General features: G+C 68.1%; 23 protein-coding genes. 18 read left to right on the forward strand and 5 right to left on the reverse strand.

Going from position 1 to position 20,363, the window contains the following annotated elements; translation table 11 throughout:
- Window positions 1–18: 18 nt before the first annotated feature.
- Genes NFE57_RS09745 through NFE57_RS09760 form a run of 4 tightly spaced genes read right to left on the reverse strand, consistent with a single transcriptional unit; the run spans window position 19 to window position 2,777 of the window.
- A complete protein-coding gene (locus NFE57_RS09745) occupies window positions 19–1,299 on the reverse strand; it encodes a flagellar hook protein FlgE (RefSeq protein WP_252135382.1) in 1,281 nt (426 codons plus the stop codon).
- 24 nt (window positions 1,300–1,323) lie between these two features.
- Window positions 1,324–2,013, reverse strand: a complete 690-nt coding sequence (locus NFE57_RS09750; protein WP_252135383.1) for a flagellar hook assembly protein FlgD — start codon at window positions 2,011–2,013, stop codon at window positions 1,324–1,326.
- Window positions 2,014–2,015: 2 nt separating this feature from the next.
- Window positions 2,016–2,426 carry a flagellar basal body rod protein FlgC gene (gene flgC, locus NFE57_RS09755; RefSeq protein WP_252135384.1) on the reverse strand — a complete coding sequence of 137 codons (411 nt, stop codon included), beginning with the start codon at window positions 2,424–2,426 and terminating at the stop codon, window positions 2,016–2,018.
- Window positions 2,427–2,429: 3 nt separating this feature from the next.
- Complete coding sequence (locus tag NFE57_RS09760; RefSeq protein WP_252135385.1) at window positions 2,430–2,777, reverse strand: flagellar basal body rod protein FlgB; 348 nt, start codon at window positions 2,775–2,777, stop codon at window positions 2,430–2,432.
- 261 nt (window positions 2,778–3,038) lie between these two features.
- Here NFE57_RS09760 and NFE57_RS09765 point away from each other — a divergent pair, with 261 nt between their 5' ends.
- From NFE57_RS09765 to NFE57_RS09805, 9 genes are all read left to right on the forward strand, one after another.
- Entirely contained in the window at window positions 3,039–3,719 is a 681-nt protein-coding gene (locus NFE57_RS09765) for a motility protein A (RefSeq protein WP_252135386.1), read from the forward strand.
- The gene (locus tag NFE57_RS09770) at window positions 3,716–4,243 is read left to right on the forward strand and encodes a flagellar motor protein MotB (RefSeq protein WP_252135387.1); all 528 of its coding nucleotides are present in this window, start codon (window positions 3,716–3,718) and stop codon (window positions 4,241–4,243) included. The genes NFE57_RS09765 and NFE57_RS09770 overlap by 4 nt, the downstream gene beginning before the upstream one ends.
- Window positions 4,244–4,269: 26 nt before the next feature.
- Entirely contained in the window at window positions 4,270–4,797 is a 528-nt protein-coding gene (locus tag NFE57_RS09775; protein WP_252135388.1) for a hypothetical protein, read from the forward strand.
- Between the two features lie 78 nt (window positions 4,798–4,875).
- Complete coding sequence (gene flgM, locus NFE57_RS09780; RefSeq protein WP_252135389.1) at window positions 4,876–5,160, forward strand: flagellar biosynthesis anti-sigma factor FlgM; 285 nt, start codon at window positions 4,876–4,878, stop codon at window positions 5,158–5,160.
- A complete protein-coding gene (locus tag NFE57_RS09785; protein ID WP_252135390.1) occupies window positions 5,157–5,477 on the forward strand; it encodes a flagellar protein FlgN in 321 nt (106 codons plus the stop codon). Before flgM ends, NFE57_RS09785 begins: the two co-directional genes overlap by 4 nt.
- Before the next feature lie 132 nt (window positions 5,478–5,609).
- Window positions 5,610–6,479: a lysozyme family protein gene (locus tag NFE57_RS09790; protein ID WP_252135391.1), complete on the forward strand. Its 870-nt coding sequence runs from the start codon at window positions 5,610–5,612 to the stop codon at window positions 6,477–6,479.
- A 33-nt stretch (window positions 6,480–6,512) separates the two neighbouring features.
- Window positions 6,513–8,567: a flagellar biosynthesis protein FlhA gene (gene flhA, locus NFE57_RS09795; protein WP_252135392.1), complete on the forward strand. Its 2,055-nt coding sequence runs from the start codon at window positions 6,513–6,515 to the stop codon at window positions 8,565–8,567.
- Window positions 8,564–9,328, forward strand: a complete 765-nt coding sequence (locus NFE57_RS09800; RefSeq protein ID WP_252135393.1) for a FliA/WhiG family RNA polymerase sigma factor — start codon at window positions 8,564–8,566, stop codon at window positions 9,326–9,328. The genes flhA and NFE57_RS09800 overlap by 4 nt, the downstream gene beginning before the upstream one ends.
- A gap of 67 nt (window positions 9,329–9,395) precedes the next feature.
- On the forward strand, window positions 9,396–9,686 hold the full coding sequence (locus tag NFE57_RS09805; protein ID WP_252135444.1) for a GIY-YIG nuclease family protein: 291 nt from the start codon (window positions 9,396–9,398) through the stop codon (window positions 9,684–9,686).
- A gap of 295 nt (window positions 9,687–9,981) precedes the next feature.
- Here the strand turns inward: NFE57_RS09805 and NFE57_RS09810 are convergent, their stop codons facing one another.
- Window positions 9,982–10,794, reverse strand: a complete 813-nt coding sequence (locus NFE57_RS09810) for a flagellin N-terminal helical domain-containing protein (protein ID WP_252135394.1) — start codon at window positions 10,792–10,794, stop codon at window positions 9,982–9,984.
- 298 nt (window positions 10,795–11,092) lie between these two features.
- On the opposite strand from NFE57_RS09810, the gene NFE57_RS09815 reads away from it, so the two are divergent.
- The 9 genes from NFE57_RS09815 (at window position 11,093) to NFE57_RS09855 (ending at window position 20,363) form a co-directional block, all read left to right on the forward strand.
- Window positions 11,093–12,367, forward strand: coding sequence for a sigma-54 interaction domain-containing protein (locus tag NFE57_RS09815; protein WP_252135395.1), 1,275 nt, complete (start codon window positions 11,093–11,095; stop codon window positions 12,365–12,367).
- A complete protein-coding gene (fliE, locus tag NFE57_RS09820) occupies window positions 12,364–12,741 on the forward strand; it encodes a flagellar hook-basal body complex protein FliE (protein ID WP_252135396.1) in 378 nt (125 codons plus the stop codon). The genes NFE57_RS09815 and fliE overlap by 4 nt, the downstream gene beginning before the upstream one ends.
- A 3-nt stretch (window positions 12,742–12,744) precedes the next feature.
- Window positions 12,745–14,436, forward strand: a complete 1,692-nt coding sequence (gene fliF, locus NFE57_RS09825; protein ID WP_252135397.1) for a flagellar basal-body MS-ring/collar protein FliF — start codon at window positions 12,745–12,747, stop codon at window positions 14,434–14,436.
- On the forward strand, window positions 14,436–15,443 hold the full coding sequence (gene fliG / locus NFE57_RS09830; protein ID WP_252135445.1) for a flagellar motor switch protein FliG: 1,008 nt from the start codon (window positions 14,436–14,438) through the stop codon (window positions 15,441–15,443). Before fliF ends, fliG begins: the two co-directional genes overlap by 1 nt.
- Window positions 15,436–16,227, forward strand: a complete 792-nt coding sequence (locus tag NFE57_RS09835; RefSeq protein WP_252135398.1) for a FliH/SctL family protein — start codon at window positions 15,436–15,438, stop codon at window positions 16,225–16,227. The genes fliG and NFE57_RS09835 overlap by 8 nt, the downstream gene beginning before the upstream one ends.
- Entirely contained in the window at window positions 16,221–17,555 is a 1,335-nt protein-coding gene (locus NFE57_RS09840) for a FliI/YscN family ATPase (protein ID WP_252135399.1), read from the forward strand. The genes NFE57_RS09835 and NFE57_RS09840 overlap by 7 nt, the downstream gene beginning before the upstream one ends.
- Window positions 17,556–17,600: 45 nt before the next feature.
- Window positions 17,601–18,023: a hypothetical protein gene (locus NFE57_RS09845; RefSeq protein ID WP_252135400.1), complete on the forward strand. Its 423-nt coding sequence runs from the start codon at window positions 17,601–17,603 to the stop codon at window positions 18,021–18,023.
- 99 nt (window positions 18,024–18,122) lie between these two features.
- On the forward strand, window positions 18,123–19,733 hold the full coding sequence (locus tag NFE57_RS09850) for a flagellar hook-length control protein FliK (protein WP_252135401.1): 1,611 nt from the start codon (window positions 18,123–18,125) through the stop codon (window positions 19,731–19,733).
- A gap of 15 nt (window positions 19,734–19,748) precedes the next feature.
- Window positions 19,749–20,363, forward strand: coding sequence for a flagellar basal body-associated FliL family protein (locus NFE57_RS09855; protein WP_252135402.1), 615 nt, complete (start codon window positions 19,749–19,751; stop codon window positions 20,361–20,363).

Here is a 20,363-nt window from a genome sequence, read left to right on the forward strand (position 1 = left end):
CGGTTCCCCCTGCGTCGATCAGCGGATGTTGAAGATCGTTTCGGAAATCTTGCTCGACGTATCGAGCGCCTTGGCGTTGGCCTGGAAGTTGCGCTGCGCCGCGATCAGGCTGACGAGTTCCTCGGTGATATCGACGTTCGAGCTTTCGACCGCGCCCGACATCAGCGCGCCGAGCCCGTCGGCATTGGCCTGCCCAAAGGTCGGTTCGCCCGAAATCCCGGTCGATGCCCAGGTCGAGTTACCGAGTTGGCGCAACCCCGAGGGATTCGAGAAATTGACCAGAGCGATCTTGCCGAGCACCTGGTTGTCGCCGTTCGAGAAGCTCGCCTTGACGAAGCCGTTCTCGTCGATCGTCACGCCCTGCAATTCGCCGACGGGCACGCCGTCCTGCGTCTGGGTCAGCACCTCGCCCGCAGCGGTGCGCTGGGTGGTGCCCGCGAAATCGATCGTGATCTGCTGGTTCGACGCGGTGTTCGACGGCGTGAACACGCCGAACTGGGTCGGGGTGGACGGCGCGGTGAGCGTGCCGGTGGCGTCGAAGGTAAGCTGGATGAAATCGCCCGTTCCCGACTGCATCTTCTGGTCGCCGACGAAGGTATGGGCTTCCCACGTGCTCGACAGATCGGGCGCCGCCGGCGGCACCGTTGCGATCGGCGCTGAGACACGCTTGTAATAGGTCGTCATCGTCATCGGCGAGCCGTTCGAATCGTACACGGTCGTCGTGACGGCCTTGTTGTAGCTCGACGCATCGAAGCGATCGAAGGTCGCCTTGGCGGGAACCTCGGTGGTGGCGCCGAGATTGACTGCGAGTGCGACGTTCTGTGTCGCGCTGGGCGTGCCGCTGGTGGCGGGCAGGCGCAGGCTGGTGAGCGCGCTCGCGCTGGTCGCGAAGACATTGCCCGATCCGTCGACCGGATAGATCTGCACATGGTTGCCCTGCCCGTCGACGACGTAGCGGTCGGCGTTGACGAGGAAGCTGCCGTTGCGCGTGTAATTGATCTGCGTGCCGCCCGCGGCCGGCTTGACGGCAAAGAAGCCGTCCCCGGTGATCGCGAGGTCGAGCGAGGATTCGGACTGGACAAGATTGCCCTGGCTGAACTGCTGGCGGATCGACTTCACGACCGTGCCCGAACCGATCATCTTGGTCGGGTTGACCGACACGCTCGACGCGATGACATCGGCGAATTCGGTGTCCGAGCGCTTGAAGCCGTTGGTCGAGACGTTCGCGAGGTTGTGCGAGATCGTCGACATTTCGGTTTGCGAGGCCTTGAGGCCGCTGAGTGAGGTGTAGAAGGACATGCGTGGTGCTCCTTGACGAAGGGATCAGCCGACCTGGCGGATATCGGAAACGGGAACCGAGCCGAGGCCCGGCAGTGTGAGGAGGGGCTGGCCGGTGGCGGGCAGCGACACCGCCGCGACCGGCGCCCAGACGAGCGGTTGGCTGGCGATTTCGGCGCTGCCGTTGATCGCCATCGCGGTCACGAGGAACGGCCCGTCGCCGGCGGCTTCACCGGTTTCGGTGGTGCCGTCCCAGTCGAAGGCGACGGTGCCCTTGTGCTGTGCGCCGAGCGAGACGCTCCTGAGCACCTCGCCATCGGCATTGGCGATCGTCACCACCACGTCGGTGGCGTCGTCGCCAAGCTCGACCGCGCCGGCGATGCCGCCATCGGTGCGCCCGTAAGCGACATGGCCCGGCGTCAGCACGGTGCGGCCGACATAGGAGAGCGCGTCGCTGGTCGAGCTGCCGGCAAGCTTGTCCGAGATCGCCTTGAGCGTCGTGTTCATCTCGGCGATGCCCGCGACGCTTGAGAATTGCGCCATCTGGGCGACCATCTGCGTGTTGTCGACGGGGCTGAACGGATCCTGGTTCTTGAGCTGCGCGGTCATCAGCTGGAGGAAGTCGGACTGGTCGAGCGTCTGCTGCTGCTGGCGCGTCTGCACCGCAGCCGCATTGCCCGAATTGGTCCGGCCGATGCCGAGGCTGGCGAGCGTCGAATCGAAAGCGGTGGTCATGATCAGCGTCCGAGCTTGAGGGTGTCGAGGATCAGCGACTTGGCGGTCTGCATGACCTCGACATTGTTCTGGTAGCTGCGCGCGGTCTCCATCATGTCGACCAGCTCGCGCGTCTCATCGACCGCGCTTTCCCAGATGTTGCCGTCGGCATCCGCCATCGGGTTGGTGGGGTCGTAGCGCCTGGTGGGCGCCTCGCCCGCGCTGACGATCCGCTCGACATTCACCGTCGCAAGGCCGGTGGCATTGTCATATTGGGTACGGAAGACGGGCTTGATCGTCTTGTACGCGGCGTCGGCGCTCGATGCGATGCCGCCGGCATTGGCGAGGTTCGACGCGGTCGTGTTCATCCGCACGAGCTGCGCGGACATCGCGCGGCCGGCGACCTGGAAGATGGTGAGCGGAGAATCGGCCATGGCTTATTCTCCCCTGAGCGCGCGCGAGATCGTGGAGAGCCGCCCGTTCAGGAACGACAGCGTCGTCTGATACTGGACGGCATTCTCCGCGAACGCGGTCTGCTCGGTCGACAGGTCGACGGTGTTGCCGTCGAGCGATGGCTCCAGCGGCACGCGATATTTGAGCGCGCCATCAAACGCTGCCGGGCTGCCGGTCTGCTCGACGGCGGCGAGCGCGGTCTGGAAATCCACGTCGCGCGCCTTGAAGCCGGGCGTCGAGACGTTGGCGATGTTCGAGGCGAGCAGCCCCATGCGCTTCGAACGCACTTCGAGCGCTGCTGCGTGAACGCCGAAAAGAGTGTCGTTTGCCATGGGTGTCCCCGTTGCGCGAATATGTCCGCCCCCTTTCCAGCAAGGTGCGTGCCAATTGCGCGAAGGCGGCTCGGGGGCGGTGCTTTGCGGGTTTGCGGCACGGTGGGCGGCAAGATGGCACGGTGGGCGGCAAGATGTTGCCGGTCGGCGGCAAGCCCGCGCCGCGCCGTTGCCGATTCCACGGGTGCGATGCGCGGCATCGCGCGGCTGCCCGGTTTGGCGCGAGGCTTGCAACGCTCCCGCGCAATGCAAGGAGCAACGATGAGCACCACCCTCACCTTCACCCCGATGCTGGGCGCCTATCTCGATCCGAGCGCGATCGCGATCGTCGTCGGCGGCACCGCGCTCGGCACGATCCTGAGGACGCCGCGTCGCGATCTGGTGCGGGCGCTGTCGGCGTTGCGCATCCTGTTCCGCCGCCGCTTCGACGCCACCGGGCTGCTCGCGCAGATCGCCTCGCTGGGGCGGATCGCGCAGCGCCACGGCGTGATCGCGCTCGATCGCTCGGTGATCCGCGATCCCGATGTCGCGGTCGCGGTCGCCGCGATCGTCGATGGCGCCGGGCCCGACGAGATCGCCGCACTCCTCACCGAGCAGCGCACGACCCGCGACGAACGCCACGCCACCGCCGCCGATGTGTGGGCCGCCGCCGCCGAGCTCGCGCCCGCGATGGGGATGATCGGCACGCTGATCGGGCTGGTCGGCATGTTCACCGCGATGGACGATCCGCAATCGATCGGCGGCGCGATGGCGATCGCGCTGCTCACCACGCTCTATGGCGCGGTCCTTGCCAGCCTGGTCGCGATGCCGGTTGCCGCGCGGTTGCGCCGCGCCGCGTGCATCGAGGCGAACGAACGCAGCCGGATCGACGCGCCGCTGATCAGCCTCGCCGAGCGCGAACGCCCGCGGCTGCGCGCCGTGCCCAGCGAGGCCGCGGCATGATCGCCACCCATGCCCCCGATCGCGCCGCGCGGCCGATCTGGCTGACCACGCTCGCCGATCTCGGCCTGCTGCTGGTCGGCTTCTTCGTGTTCGTGCAGGCGACGCAGAATCTCGACAAGCGCGCGCTCGCCAACGGCTTTCGCGAAGGCTTTGGCGCCGCGCCCGCGCCGGCCGCACCCGATCCGATGCCCGTTGCCGCCGCCGCGATGCTCAATTTCGCACCCGGTTCAGCCACGCTGCCGGGGGCGCCCGATGGCCTTGTCGCCTGGGCGCGCGCCGCGACCGGTGATCCGCGCGTCACGCTTAGGATCGCGGGCAGCGTCGATGGCAGCGCCGCCGATGTCGATGCCGCCACCGGCAGCGGCGCGGTGCTCGCGGCCGATCGCGCCCGCGCGGTCGCCGCCGCGCTCGCCCGCGCGCGCGTCGCGCCCGGCCGGATGACGATCGTCAACGCCCCCGACCGACCCGGTCAGGGCCGCCGCCAGGTGCTCGTCACGCTCGGCTTTGCCGGAGACCCTTCATGACCCGTTCCAGCCCAAGGGAGACCATCATGTTTCGCCTGATCGTGCCCGCGCTGCTTATCGCCGCGCCTGCTGCTGCCGCCGATTTCCAGGATACCGCCGCGCTCGATCGCGCGGTCGCCTCGTTCACCGGCCACGGCGTCGGCGAGGATGGCGGCGCGCGCGCACCCGTCGACAAGCGGCTCAAGCTCGCGCAATGCCCCACCGTCGCGCTGTCGTGGCGCACCGATCGGCACGATGCCGTGGTGGTCGCGTGCTCGGGCCCCGATTGGCGCATCTTCGTGCCCGTCCAGCGCAATGCGCCGGTGGCCATCGCCGCGGTGAGTGCGCCCGTGCCCGTAGCACCCGTCGTCAAGCAGGCGCCGGTGATCAAGCGCGGCGATCCGATCGTGGTCGCGGCGGGCACGCCCGGCTTTTCGATCTCGCGGGAAGCGATTGCGATGGGCAATGCCGCGCCCGGTGAACGCTTCATGGCCAAGGGCGATGGCGACAAAACGCCCTTCCAGGCGATCGCGATCGAGCCCGGCCGCGCGACCTTGCCGGGCTGGGCGGATTGACGGTGCGAAAAATACGCTAAAGCATTCGGCGGCACGGTCGTTGAATGCGATGTCGGCATAACAGAAGGCTGCACTAAGATGATTGCTCCTGTCGGTTCCAAACCGGTTTTGCCCGTCAACGGCCTCGCGCCGCTGACGAAGGCGGCCCCGGTGCGCCCGGCGGGGTCGAGCGTCGGCAGCGCCGATGAGACGGTCCGCTCCGCGATCGCCAGCCTTGCGCACGACATGGCGGCCAATGCCCCGGTCGATGCCGATCGCGTCGCGCGCTTTCGTCAGGCGATCGCCGACGGCAGCTTTGCGGTCGCGCCCGATGCGATTGCCGATCGGCTGCTCGCGATGCGCAACGACTGGAATGGCCAATGACCCGGCGTGACGCCCTGATCCGCGTGATCGATTGCCTTCATGCCGAAATCGCGGCGCTCAAGGCGAACGACATCGCCGCGCTCGAGCGCGCGACCCGCGACAAGCTGTCGGGGATCGAGGTCATCGCCGCCAATGACGATCAGGCGCCGCCCAGCGCCGAAATCCGCGAACTGGCCGAAGAGGCCAACCGCCTCAACGAGACCTGCCGGATCTACGTCAATCTGATGACGGCAAATGTTCGCCGCCGCCTGCAACAATTGGCCGGCACCACCGGCAATGCCTATGGTCCCGGCCCGGGCGCCTACGCCTGCGCGTAAGGCTGTCCTCCCCGGCGAGGCCGGGGTTTTGACCGTTTAAGACTCCGGCCACCCGCGGGGATGACGCTTTCGAGGTTCTGGCACGATCCTTGCTGATCTTGTTCGCGATAGCGACAAGGCAGTCAGAATCTGATGAGCGTTCCTTCGATACCGCCCACGGGCAGCGTCCAGTCGGCGATTGCGCTGGCCAGCCGCAAAACCGGAATCGATTTCAACTATCTGCTGGGGCAGGCGCAGGTCGAAAGCGGGCTGCGCCCCCATGCGCGCGCCGGCACGTCGAGCGCGACCGGGCTCTATCAGTTCATCGAACAAAGCTGGCTCGCGGTGGTCAAGCAGCACGGCGCCGAACACGGGCTGGGCTGGGCGGCCGACAGCATCTCGGAAGCCGGCGGACGACTGACCGTAGCCGATGGCGCGACCCGCCAGGCGATCCTGGGCCTGCGCAACGATCCGACGATCGCGTCGCTGATGGCGGCCGAACATGCGTCGGACAACAAGACCGCGCTCGAAGGCGTGCTCGGCCGGCCGGCGACGGGCACCGATCTTTATATGGCGCACTTCCTCGGCCTCGGCGGTGCGCGCAATTTCCTGGCGACGATGGCGAGCGATCCCGATCGCGGCGCGGCGAGCCTGTTTCCGGCGGCGGCGCGCGCCAATCGCGGCGTCTTCTATACCGCCGACGGCCATCAGCGCTCGATGGCCGACATCTATCAGCGCTTCGCCGCCAAGCTCGATCGCGGTGCCGCCGCGGTCGGCGGCACCGGGCGCGCGTCCGATTCGGTCGGCGACGGTTTTGCCGCGCAGGTGCGCGCGCTCGGGCTGGGGGGCGATTCCACCGTGATCACCGGTAACGGTGTTGCGGCCGATGACGCGGTGCAATGGGCCGCCGCCACGCTCGATCGGTTGAACGGCAAGACGCAGCTCGCCGACGCCAATCTGCTGCGCCCGACGCCCCGGACCGCACGGCTCGCTTATATGATGCTCGCGAGCATGGGGGGCTGATCGGTGGCTGCATTCGCGCTCTCACGGGGGAACATGGCCCCGATCTTTCGTAACGCCGCGCTGCCGGTCGGCACGCTGCTGCTCGTGTTGCTCATGGTCGTGCCGATCCCGGCGGCGATGCTCGACGTGTTCTTCATCATGAACATCACGATCAGCCTTGCGGTGCTGATGGTCGCCTTGAACGCGCAAAAGCCGCTCGATTTCTCGGCTTTCCCGACGGTGCTGCTGTTCGCGACGCTGTTCCGGCTGGGGCTCAACGTCGCCTCGACGCGCGTCGTGCTCGTCCACGGGCACGAAGGCGAGGCGGCGGCGGGCCATGTCATCGAGGCGTTCGGCACCTTCATGATCGGCGGCGATTACGTCGTCGGCCTGTTCGTGTTCGCGATCCTCGTCATCATCAACATGATCGTCGTCACCAAGGGCGCGGGCCGCGTGTCCGAAGTGTCGGCGCGCTTCACGCTCGATGCGCTGCCCGGCAAGCAGATGGCGATCGACGCTGATCTCAACGCCGGGCTGCTGACGCCGGACGAGGCCAAGGCGCGCCGCGTCGAAGTCTCGACCGAGGCCGATTTCTACGGCTCGATGGATGGGTCGTCCAAATTCGTAAAGGGCGATGCGATCGCTGCGCTGCTGATCCTCGGGGTCAACATCATCGGCGGGCTGATCCTCGGCACCGTCAGCCACGGGCTGTCGATGGGCGACGCCGCGCGCGCCTATCTGCTGCTCGCGATCGGCGATGCGCTGGTCGCGCAGATCCCGGCGCTGATGCTGTCGATCGCCGCCGCCGCGATCGTCACCCGCGTCACCTCGAACCAGGATCTCGCCGGCCAGATCGGCACCCAGTTCGGCTCGGCGCGCACCTGGACCCCGGTCGCGGTGATCCTCGCCCTGCTCGGGGTGCTGCCGGGAATGCCGCATCTCGTGATCCTGCCCGCGGCGATCGCCGCCGGCGCGTTCGCATGGCGGATCAACCGCAACGCCAAACGCCCGGTGCTGACGGACACGCCCGACGCCGAGCCGGTCGATCTCGCGCGGATCGGCTGGGAGGAAGTCACCGATACGATGCAGGTCAATCTCGACATCGGTTACGGCCTGGTGCCGCTGGTCGACGAGCGCCGCGGCGCACCGTTGATGGGCCGGATCACCGGCGTCCGGCGCCAGCTCTCGAAAGAACTTGGCTTCGTCGTGTCGCAGGTGCGCGTGCGCGACGACATCAACATGCAGCCTTATGCCTATCGCATCCTCGTCGGCGGCGTCGTCGTCGGCGAAGACAGCGTCTCGCCCGATGAAATGCTCGCGCTCGATACCGGGCAGGCGGTCGGCCCGCTCGGCGGCAAGAAGGCCAAGGACCCGACGTTCGGGCTCGACGCCATCTGGATCGCGCCCGGCGATGCCGATGCCGCAACCGGGCAGGGCTATCTCGTCGTCGATCCCGGCACGGTGATCGCGACCCATCTCAACCACAAGCTCGCGCAACATTCGTCCGAACTGCTCGGCCCCGACGAGGTCCAGAGCCTGCTCGACGGGCTGAAGGAGCACGCCGCGCAATTGGTCGCGTCCCTCTCGCCGCAGCCGTTGCCGCTCACCGCGTTGACGCAGGTGCTGCGCGGGCTGCTCGCGGAGAACATCTCGTTGAAGGAATTTCGCCGCATCGCCAGCGCGATCTCGGTCGCCGCGCAGAAGACGCTGAATGCCGAGGAGATCATCGAGCTGATCCGGCCCGAACTCGGCGCGCTGATCATCCAGCGGCTGTGCACCGTCAACGAACCGCTGCGCGTGATGACGCTCGAAGGCCAGCTCGAAGGGCTGCTCGGACAAGCCGTGCGCGGCGATCCGGCGCAGCGCCACACGATCGAGCCCGATCTCGGGCGGCGGATCGTCGACGCGCTCCAGCGCGCGGCGCAACCGTTGATCGCCGAGGCGAAGCCGTTCGCGCTCGTCGTCCAGCCCGCGATCCGCGTCGCGATCCGCAAGCTGGTCAAGACCTGCCTGCCCGATACGCCGGTGCTGAGCTTTTTCGAGGTGCCCGAAGACAAATCGGTTGAGGTCGTCGCCGTGATCGGCGCGCCCGAGGCGCTTGCGGCATGAACGCGCAGGCGATGAACCGTGCGTTCCACACGCCGTCACCCGCACCCGCGCCGCTAACTTATGCGCGCGATGGGGCGAACCGCACCGCGATGGAAGGCCTCGCGCGCAAGCATCTGCCGCTGGTGCGGCGGATCGCGTGGCACATCCACGGCACGATGAGCAGCATCGTCGAGGTCGAGGATCTGATCCAGATCGGGCTTGTCGCGCTGGTCGAGGCGGCGACCGCGTTCGAGGAGCGCGGGCAGGTCACCTTCGAGCAATATCTTGCCACGCGCGTGCGCGGGGCGATGATCGACGAGCTGCGCCGCCAGGCAACGCTGACGCGCGGGGCGATGAAACGCCGCCGCCATTATAACGATGCGATCGCCGCGCTCACCGACCAGAGCGGCAACGCGCCCGACGAGGCCGCGATCGCCGAACGCCTCGGCGTGTCGATCGAGAAATTGCGCGCCGAATACGCCACGGCGGAGCCGCTGCGTTTCGAGACGATCGACGAGGTCTATTCGGACGAGGCGCCGCGGTTCGCCAGCGACGAGCCCGATGCTTTCGCGCAGCTCGCCGATGCCGATCTGCGCGACGCGCTGGCGGCCGCGATCGCGGGGCTGCCCGAGCGTGAGGCGCAGGTGGTGCAGCTTTATTATGTCGAGGAACTGAACCTCGAGGAGATCGGCCAGGTGCTCGGTGTCGGCGCCGCGCGCGTCTGCCAGATCAAATCCGCCGCGCACGCGAAGCTGAAAAGGGCGCTTGCCGCGCGGGTTTGAACGCTACCTCATAGCCGTCATGCCAGCGCAGGCCGGCATCTCACGGTTCTTGAGCTACGCTCTCGCGATGACGCGGGGCGGCTGGACCTACATTATGACGAACAAGCCGCGCGGCGTTCTCTATATCGGCGTGACTGCCCATCTGGCGGCGCGCGTCCACCAGCATCGCAACGATAGCGGTGCGGCATTCTGTCGGAAATACGGGCTGAAAATGCTCGTGCTCGCGGAGCGCCACGACTCCGTCGAAGAAGCAATCACACGCGAGAAGGCCCTCAAGGCATGGAAGCGTGTCTGGAAGATTCGGCTCATCGAAGAGATGAATCCCGAATGGTGTGATCTGTACGATCGTCTTGGCTGAGAGGCGAGACCCCAGCCTTCGCTGGGGTGACGCAAATGGGACATAAACAAAACCCCGGCGGCGCGGACGCCACCGGGGTTTCTTTTCGCGCTCCCGCATCACGGGAGAGCCGGTCGGCCCCTGCACCCTTGAAGGGGGGCGGCGCCGGGGCCGTACGCTTACTTGGGCTTGCTCCACTTCGTGGAGGCGGTGCCGGCCCGCTCCCCCACCCGACCACCCAACGGCAGTATTCTATGGGTGGCCGGGTGGGGGAGCGGGCCGGTGCCGCACCCGGTTCAGCTACGCTGAATCCGGCTTAGCGCAGCAGCGTCAGGACGTTCTGCTGGCTCTGGTTCGCCTGGGCGAGCATCGCGGTCGATGCCTGCGACAGGATCTGCGCCTTGGCGAGGTTGGTCGTCTCGGCCGAGAAGTCCGTATCCTCGATACGGCTGCGCGCATCGGTCAGGTTGGTGGCGTTCGACGTCAGGTTGTTGACCACCGAGGTCAGGCGGCTCTGGCCGGCACCGAGCGTGGCGCGGGCGGTCGAAACCGTGTTGATCGCGGTCGTCAGCGTCGCGAGCGCGGCTGACGGGTCGTCGAACAGCGTCGATGCGACGGCGTCGTCGAGATCAATCTCGGTGAATGAGAGATCGACCGTGTCGGCGGCATTGGCGCCGACCTGCACCGTGACCGTGCCCGAGGTGCCGGCGGTGCCGTCGAACAGCTTGATGCCGTTGAACTCGGTGTTGGATTTGATGCTGGTGATCTGCGCCTGCAGCTCGGTGACCTCGGCCTTGATGTTGGTCAGGTCGTCGGTCGAATAGGTGCCATTCGACGCCTGGACCGCCAGCTCGCGAATACGCTGGAGCATGTTGGTCACTTCGTCGAGCGCGCCTTCGGCGGTCTGCGCCATCGAGATGCCGTCATTGGCGTTGCGCACGCCCTGGTTCATGCCGCGGATCTGCGAGGTCATCGACGCCGCGATGGCGAGGCCGGCCGCGTCGTCCTTGGCCGAGTTGATGCGCTTGCCGGTCGACAGGCGCTGCATGCTCTGCTGGAGCGAGGCGTTCGCCGTCGTCGACGCGTTGGCCGCGCGGAGCGCTCCGATATTGGTTCCGATAACAGTCATTGTCCGATCTCCGTATTGCCTGGCGATCCCCGCCGCCCCCTTTTCGGCGGAGGGCCGAGCCGCCAAACCAGTAAACGACCGTCGACGAACAAGCTTTAGGCCCCCTTGGAATCGGTTCGTCGCATGGCGTGGCGGCGACCGGTTCGGCGGGCTCCGGCGCGCGCGGCCACGCGGGATGAATTTCGACGGGCGCGCGCGCATCCGGTTGGCGGCATGTACATTTTTTCGATTTTGGCACCGTGCTTAACGATCCGTTTACCAACAATCGGGCATGACGCTGGGCAAGGGGGAATTCTTGATGCGTCCGCTTTTTCCATCCGCTGCCGTGTGCGAACAGAAATACGCACTCCTCTCTTCGCTGCGCGCGCAGGGGGCACCGATCCACACGCTTGGTAGCGATATCCCGGGCCCCGATTCGGTGTTCCTGGTCGCCGAGGGCGAAACCCCGCCGGTCCCGGCGCGGACGCTGGTGATGGCCGCCGAGGGGCGGTATTTTCAGCCTGCGCACGATGGCGGCCCGGCCCGGATCGGTTATGGCAGCGACGATGCGGCGATCGGCAATGCCTTCGCCCGTGCCCTGCTCGCCGGCCCCGAAGCGCCAACCGCGGCTGATCCCGAGAGCCTCGCGCTCTATGCGCTCGCCGATCGTGTCGCCGCCGCCGATATCACGGTGTTGATCAACGGCCCCACCGGCACCGGCAAGGAAGTGCTGGCACGCACGATCCATCTGCGGTCGGCCCGCCGCAACGGCCCCTTCATCGCGATCAATTGCGCGGCGCTGCCCGAAACCATGCTCGAAGCTCTGCTGTTCGGCCACCAGAAGGGCGCCTTCACCGGCGCCTCGTCGGGCGGCGAGGGTTTTTTCCGCGCCGCCGACGGCGGCACGCTGCTGCTCGACGAAGTGTCCGAGATGCCGCTGACGCTGCAGGCCAAGCTGCTGCGCGCGCTCCAGGAGCGCGAGGTCATTCCGATCGGCGCGACCACGCCCGAGAAGATCGACGTGCGCGTCATCGCCTGCGCCAACCGCGATCTTCAGGATGAAGTCGCCGCGGGGCGCTTCCGCGCCGATCTTTACTACCGGCTCAGCGTTTTCCCGCTCGCGACGCGCCCGCTGGCCGAGCGCCCGCAAGACATCCCCGCGCTCGCGGCAGCGCTGATCCTGCGCCACGCCGGCACGCGCGCCGCCCTGCCCTGGCCCGATGCCGCAGCGATCGCGAAGCTGGCGGCGCACGATTGGCCGGGTAATGTCCGCGAGCTCGAGAACGTCATCCAGCGTGCGTTGCTGTTCGCCACCGACGACACGATCGACGAAAGCCATATCGTGTTCGATCGCGCCGCCCCGGTGCCGATGGTGCCGTCGGCTGTGTCGGCGCCATCCGATGTCGCATCCGAAACGCTCAGCAACATCGTCCAGATGAGCGAATTCGCGCATATCCGCGAAACGCTGCGCGCCTGTGGAGGCAGCCGGATGGAAACCGCGCGCAAGCTCGGGATTTCGGAACGCACGCTGCGTTATCGCCTCGCCAAGGCCCGCGAACAGGGTGAGGACATCGCCCGGGTGGCGTCGGCATGAGCGGCGTCGGCGGAATCGGCGCTGCCGGTGGCGGTGGTGCGATCGATCGCGTGATGGCGTTGCGCGCGCAAATCCTCGAACGCAACGAGGCGCTCCAGCGAGCCGGTTCGGCAGGCGCGATTGCCGCGCCGACGCCCGCCACGGCGGCACGCCCGACCAGCTTTGCGGCCACGCTCGAAGACGCGCTCCAGAGCGTCAACAGCCAGCAGCAGCAGGCCAGTGCGCTTTCGGAAAGTTACGAACGCGGTGAAACGATCGACATCGCCAAGGTCATGCTGGCGCGCCAGCAGGCCTCGGTGGGGTTCGAGGCGACGCTGCAGGTCAGAAACAAGCTGTTGTCCGCCTACAAGGACATCATGAGCATGCCGGTGTAACCCATGAACACAGCCATCACCCCCGCCGCCGCGCCCGCCTTGCCCGAGCGTTTCGCCAACCCGCTGAAGCAGATCGGCGGGCTGTTGGCGCAGCCTGCCGTCAAGCGCAGCTTGCCGCTGATCCTGATGATCGGGCTGATCGCCGCGGCCGGGCTCGCCTGGATGATGCTGTCGACGCCGCCGCAGCGGACCTTGTTCGCGGGGCTTCCCGATGCTGACAAGGCCGCGGTGGTGCAGGCGCTCGATCAGGCCAGGATCACCAGCCATATCGACAACGGCACCGGCGCGGTCACCGTCGCCAATGACGATTACAACCGCGCGCGGATGCTGCTTGCGAGCCAGAATCTGCCCAAATCGGCGCCCGGCGGCTACGCCATCCTCGATAATCTGCCGATGGGGGTCAGCCGCGCGGTCGAAGGCGAACGGATGCGGCAGGCGCGCGAGACCGAAATGGCGCAATCGATCGAGGAGATCGACGCCGTCGCCGAGGCGCGTGTCCATCTCGCGATGCCCGAACATTCGGTGTTCGTGCGCGATCAGGCGGCACCATCGGCATCGGTGATCCTCAAGCTCCAGCCCGGCCGCGCGCTGTCGGACGCGCAGGTGCGCTCGGTGGTCAACCTCGTCGCCTCGTCGGTGCCGGGGATGAAGCCCGATGCGGTGACCGTCGTCGATCAGATGGGCGCCTTGCTCACCAAGCCCGATGGCGGCCGATCGTCAACCGCAGAGGGCAACGAACGGATTGCCTTCCAGCAACGCGTCGAGGACAAATACCGTCAGCAGCTCGCGCAGTTGCTGACGCCGCTGGTCGGCGCGGACAACTTTTCGACCGAGGTGCAGGCCGAGGTCAATCTCGATGAAACGCAGGCCGCGAGCGAAAGCTACAAGGACGGGGCGTTGCGCGCCGAACAGGGGAATTGGACGACGGCGAGCGGCAACGGCCCGCAGGCCGCCGGTGGTATTCCCGGTGCGCTCTCCAACACCCCGCCGCCCGCCAGCACGGTCGCCGTGCCGCAACCCGCCGCCGCCGCGCCCGCTGCCGGGGCGCCCGCGCCGGCAGCCGTGGCCACCGCCGCCCCGGGGGCCGGGCCGATGCCCGATGCGATGAAGGCGAGCGACAATTATTCGCGCGATTATGCGCTCGGCAAAGAGGTTTCGGTGACGCGCCAGGCGCCCGGCGAGATCAAGCGGCTGTCGGTCGCGGTGCTGCTGCGCCAGCCCGAGGGCAAGCCGCGCGGCAATGCCGAGATCGCGCAGATCGAGCAACTCGTGAAGGCAGCGGTGGGCTTCGACGCCAATCGCAGCGATCAGGTCACCGTCATCAGCCGCAGCTTCGCCGGCGTGCCCGATCTGGCGGCGGGCCAGCCCTGGTACGAAGCCGGGTGGCTGCCGATGGTGGTGCGCAACGCCACCGCGATCCTGATCGCGCTGCTGGTGCTGATCCTTGGCGTCCGCCCGCTCGCGCGGACCTTGCTCAAGAAGCGCGACGAGGCCGGCGTGCGCGCCGCGCTGGGTCGCCCGATGGGCAATCCGCAGGGCGCGCCGCACACGCCGGGGGCCGAGGTGAGCATCGACATGCTCGAAAGCAGCCGTGGCTATGACGATCGCGTCGGGCTGGTGCGGGGCTTCACGCGTGACAATCCTACCCGCGCGGCGCTCGCCGTGCGCGACATGATCAAGGCGGACGCACAGTGATGGAAACCACACTACGCAGCTATACCGGGGTCGAACGCGCCGCGGTGCTGATGATGCTCGTCGGCGAGGAGGAAGCCGCGGCGATCCTCCAGAAGCTCGAACCCGAAGAGGTCCGCAAGCTCGGCAGCGCGATGTTCGCGGTCGCCGATGTGCGCGAGGACGAGGTCGAGACCGTGCTCGACGATTTCGTCGCCAAGGCGCGCGAGCGGACCGCGATCGGTTTCGATCCGCGCCCGCAGATCGAAACGATGATGACGCGGGCGCTGGGCCCCGAAAAGGCCGAGAATGTGCTCGCGCGCATCATCCCGACGCAGGATGCCTGCCAGATCGACCTGCTCGACTGGCTCGAGCCGGCCGATATCGCGAGCATTATTGAAAAGGAGCATCCGCAGGTTGCGGCGCTGCTGATCGCCAATCTCGATCCGGCGGTCGGTGCCAAGGTGCTCGAATTGCTGCCCGATGGCGTGCAGCCCGATATCATGCACCGGATCGCGCGATTGGGGTCGATCACCCCTGAGGCGGTCGAGATGCTCAACGCGCTGCTCGCGGTGCGGCCCAGCTCGCGTCAGCAGACGGCGGGCTTCATGCTCGGCGGCACGCGCGAGGCGGCGAAGATTATGTCGAGCGCGCGCAAGGCGACCGGCGAACGCGTCATGCCCAAACTGGCCAAGATCGATCGCGAGACCGCCAAGGCGATCGAGGAAGCGATGTTCGTGTTCGAAAATCTGCTCGAAATGGACGACAAGAACCTCGGCACCTTCATCCGCAACGTCGATGGCGACGTGCTCACCAAGGCGCTCAAGGGCGTCGAGGAGGGGGTGCGCAACCGCTTCCTCGGCTGCATGTCGCAGCGCGCGGCCGACGGCATCCGCGACGAGATGGAAGCGCGCGGGCCGATGCGGCTCACCGAAGTGCTCGAGGCGCAAAAGACGATGATCCAGATCGCGCGCGCGCTCGCCAAGGACGGCACGATCATGCTCGGCGGGGGCGAAGACGATTATGTCTGATGCACGCCGGGCGGACGCCCAGCCCGAATTCACCGCCGGATTCGCCTCGCGCCACGAACTGGCGGCGCACATCCTGGCGCAGGCTTTCGCGCCGCGCACGCGGGATTTCGCGCCGTCGGACATCAAGCAGCGCGCGGGCGGCAAGGCCAGGCCCAAGGGCCCGGTCGGTTTCGCACCGCAAGGTAAGACCGAGGCGACACCCAGACATTTCGCGCCCGCCGATCCCGACACCAACCCCACCGAGGGCTGGGATCCGTTCGACCCCGATGCGACCCAGCAGGAAAGCACGGGCTTTCTCGATCCGGTCGCCGCCGCCCAGGCCGCCGGCTATGCCGAGGGCCTGGCCGCCGCGCGCGCCGAGGCTGCCGAGGCGGCGCTGCGCGATCGTGGGCTGGTCGAGGGCATTGCCGCCGCGCTCAACGCCGGCGATCGCTACGATCGTGAGCGGATGGCGGCGCAATTGCGCCAGACCGTGTTGTTGCTCGTGCGCCGGATCGTCGGCGAGACCGAGATCGACGCCACGCTGCTCGCCGCGCGGATCGAGGCTGCGATCGATATGCTCGCCGACGCCGCCGAAGCGGCGCTGCTCCGGGTCAACCCGGCCGATGTCGCGCTGCTCGACGGCAAATTGCCCGGCACCATTTTCGCCGCGGGCGATGCCGAGGTGAAGCGCGGCAGCTTCGTGCTCGAATCGGCCTCGACGATCGTCGAGGAAGGCCCCGATCTGTGGCTCGAACAGCTCGTTCAGGCGATCGATCAGGTCGCGGTGCCGCCGCTGTGCTGAACCGTTTTTCCGAAGATTATCTCGCGACGATCGGCAGCGCCGATTTCGCGCCGCGGCCCAAGGTGTCGGGGCGGCTCGCCTCGTTCGACGGGCTGCTGATGGAGGCCGTCGGGCTTCAGCTTCCGGTGGGCACGGTGTGCGCGGTCGGCGGCGACAACGGCGCGGGCCGCGTCGAGGCCGAGGTGATCGGCTTTCGCAACGGCCGCACCTTGTTGATGAATCTCGGCGGCCCCGCGCCGCTGCTGCCCAAATCGCCGGTGCGCCCGCTCGGGCCTCCCGGCGAGGCCGAGGTCGGCGCCGCCTTGCTCGGCCGCGTCGTCGATGGCGCGGGCAAGCCGATCGACGGGCTCGGCCCGGTGCGCGGTGCGCAGCATTGGCCGCTCGCCGGCAAGCTCCAGAACCCGCTCGATCGCGGCCGCGTGCTCCAGTCGCTCGATGTCGGCGTGCGTGCGATCAATGGCCTGCTGACCATTGGCCAGGGCCAGCGCGTCGGCATCATGGCCGGCTCGGGGGTCGGCAAATCGGTGCTGCTCGGGATGATCGTGCGCGCGGCGGCGGCCGATGTGGTCGTGATCGGGCTGATCGGCGAGCGTTCGCGCGAAGTTGCCGATTTTCTCGAAACCAAGGTCGCGGGCGACGCGCGAAAGCGCTCGGTGGTGGTGGCGGTGCCCGCCAACCATTCGCCGGTGCTGCGCATTCGCGGCGCGCTGCGTGCCACCGCGATTGCCGAGGCGTTCCGCGCCGAGGGCAAGAAGGTGCTCCTCATCATGGATTCGCTGACCCGTGTCGCGCACGCCGGGCGCGAGATCGGGCTGGCGCTGGGCGAGCCGGCGAGCGCGCGCGGCTATCCGCCCAGCGCGATCGCGATGCTCCCCAATCTGATCGAACGTGCGGGCGCATCGGTGTCGTCGGGCGGGTCGATCACCGCGATCTACACCGTGCTTGCCGATGGCGATGACGGCAACGATCCGGTCGTCGATTCGGCGCGCTCGATCCTCGACGGGCATATCGTGCTGTCGCGCCAGCTTGCCGAACGCGGCGTCTATCCCGCGATCGATCTCGGCCCCTCGGTCAGCCGCGTGATGACCGACATCGCCGCGCGCGATCACGTGCAGGCCGCACGCGTGCTGCGGCGGCATCTCGCGACCTATGAGGAAAATCGCGATCTGGTGCTGATGGGTGCGTATCGCGCGGGCGCCGATCCGGCGATCGACGCTGCGATCGCGTGCCACCCGGCGGTGATCGAATATATCCGCCAGGACGCCGATGAGGTTGTCCCGCTCGACGCGTCGGTTACCGAACTGACCGGCGTGTTCGGCGATGGATGATGTTGCCGGGATGATTTTTGCTGAAGGCCGCACCGCACCCAAACGATGACCCAGCCCCGCAAACTCGATCGCATCCTGCGCGTCCGCACGCTCCAGCTTGGGCTGTCGCGCGCGGACGAGGCGCGCGCGCAGGCCCGCGTCGATAGCGAAGCGACATTGCGCACCCGCATCGAACAGCTTTCGGAAGGGGTCGCCCCCGCCGAGGCGGCGGCGTCGACGGCGTTGTCGTTCGTCGCCGCGGCGCATTTCCGCGATCGGCTCCACCAATCCGCCGTCGCCGCCGATGAACGGTTGCGCGCGGCGCAGGCAGTGCTCGACCGCGCGGGTGAGGCACGCAAACAGGCCAGGCGCGATCAGAGCGCGGTCGAGAAGCTGATCGCGCGCGACGATGCGCTCGCCGCGCTCAAGGCGATCCGCGCGCTCGAGGAAGCGCCACCGCTTCGGAAGATCCGGCACGATCCTTGCTGAGTGTCGGTCCGGTACCAGTCCGGACGGAACATCTCGCTCATGCTTTCGCTATCGTCAGCCCTGCCTCCCACCGTGGTTCAGATACCGGGAAGCCCCGCGATGCTCGCATCGCCGGGCGATTTCGCGGCGGCGTTTGCGGGGCTGCTGGCGGTACAGGGCGATCCCGCCGGGCCACCGATCCCACCCACCGATCGGCAGCCTGCTGCCATGCCCGGCAAGGATTTGCCGGTCGTTGCCGGGCCGGCAGGCGCGATCGCCACCGCACCGGTCATCGAAGCCGTCCTCGACGCGCCGGTGCCGGTCGCGCCGCCAGCGCACCCGGCCGAGCTATCGACGCTATCAATCGATTCTGCGCCATCGGTGCTGCCGGTCACGCCTTCGGCGGACGGCACCCCAGCGACGGTCGCGACACCGGCGGAGCCGCCCGCCTTGCTGGCCGGCGCGGGAAAAACCACGCCGTTGCCGCGCGACGCGTTGGATACCACCAGCCAACCCATACCGACCGGCACACGCGCGCAAACCCGTAAAGGCGTGATCGCGGCCCTGCCGTTGCCGATCCCGGCGGCCCCCATGGCTCCCGCCGCCGTGCGCGGCGTGTCGGACGCACCCGGCGCTGTCGTCTCGGTACCCGCTCCTGCCGCGATGAGCGGCAAGAAGGCAAGCGAGGCAGGCGAGCTGCTGGTGGGCAGCGACACGCATGATTCGATCGTCGCGGCGCATGCGTCGCCGTTGCCCGATCCGGCGGTGCCGCTCGTCGCGGTCACGCCGACCATCACCGAGACGCTCGATCTGGTGGCGCCACCGCCCGCCGTGACCAGCGCCGTCCGCCCCCAGCGGTTCACTGCGCCGGCGACACCCGTCAGTGCAGCGCCCGCCGCACCGCCAGCGATCGTCATCGACTCTCTCGACGCACGCACACCGTCGGTGATCGCGCCGCTGCGCGCAGGGCAGCCCGAAGCGCCGGTCGTGCCCGTCTCGATGCCGCCGGGCCACGGCGCCAAGGGTACGCCCATCCCGACTGTCGCGGCCGCGATCTTACAGCAAGCACCCGTGGCGGCCCCCGATTCCACGCCCCACCCGGCGCGCGCGCGCGATCGAGCGCCCATCCAGCCGGTCGCCCAGCAGGCCTTGCCCGCCGCGCCGCCGCTCATCATGCCCGGCGCGCGCATCGCGGTTGCGGCCGCCGCGATCGGGCCCGTTTTGCCGCGCGGGCTGGCGACCGACGCCGCCGAACCGACGGCACCGCTGCTCGCAAGCCATCCCGCGGGCTCCGTCACCGCGCCGGTCGAACAGGCGCTGGCGATGCCGCGCACCCCGCTCGACATGCGGCGCGACGATTGGACGCGTGCGCTGCTCGATCGGATCGAGAAGGTGCGCGACATGACCAACGCCGCCGACACCCGGATCAAGCTCGCGCCCGACGCGCTCGGCAAGATCGACGTGGCGATGCGCAAGGACGGCGATGTCGTTCACATCAGCTTTACCGCCGATGTCGCCGCGACTCGCGCGCTGCTGGCGGAAGCGCAGCCCCGGCTGGCCGAACTCGCCGAACAGCGCGGGCTTCGGCTCGGGCAGGCGTCGGTCGATGCCGGCGCGGGCGGCGAGCGCCAGCCCCATCAGCCCGGCGCCGCGCCGGCACCGCTTCGGTCCCGCCGCGCGGCGGCGACCGACCATGACGACACCCTTACCCATAGCGGCCGCCTGGCCTGAACCGAGGATTGAACGATGAGCGACGACACCGAAACGACGGGCAAGAAAAAGGGCGGGATGAAGAAGATGCTGCTGATGGGCGTGGCGCTGGTCGCGCTGGTCGGCGGCGGCGTCGGCGCGGGGCTGTACGCCGCCTCGTCGGGGCTGGTCGGCGGGGGCGGCGGGGCCGCGGTCGCCAACGGCCCGCAACTCGTGCCCAAGGCACAGGAGAAGCGCGCCGCGCCGGCGGGCGGCGGCGATGGCGAGGGACATGACGAATCGCGTGCAAGCGGCGCAGGCGAATCGACCCCGCTCGGGGCCGGCGGCGATAAATATGCCTCGACCTATTACGCGCTCGAAAAAGAGTTCACCTCGAACCTTCAGGACAGTTCGCATTACATTCAGGTCGGGCTCGCGGTCGGCACGCATTACGACGATCGCGTGATCCAGAACCTGCGCACCCACGAGATTGCGGTGCGTTCGGCGGTGCTGATGACGCTCGGCGACGCCACCGAAGAGGACGTGTTCACCTCCGACGGCAAGAAGCGGCTCCAGACCAGGATCGTCGCCTCGATCAACAATGTGCTCAAACAAAAAGAGGGCTTCGGGGGAATTGGTAACGTCTACTTTACCAATTTCGTTGTTCAGTGA

It is taken from the genome of Hephaestia sp. MAHUQ-44, from assembly GCF_023806085.1.
Lineage (GTDB): Bacteria > Pseudomonadota > Alphaproteobacteria > Sphingomonadales > Sphingomonadaceae > Sphingomonas.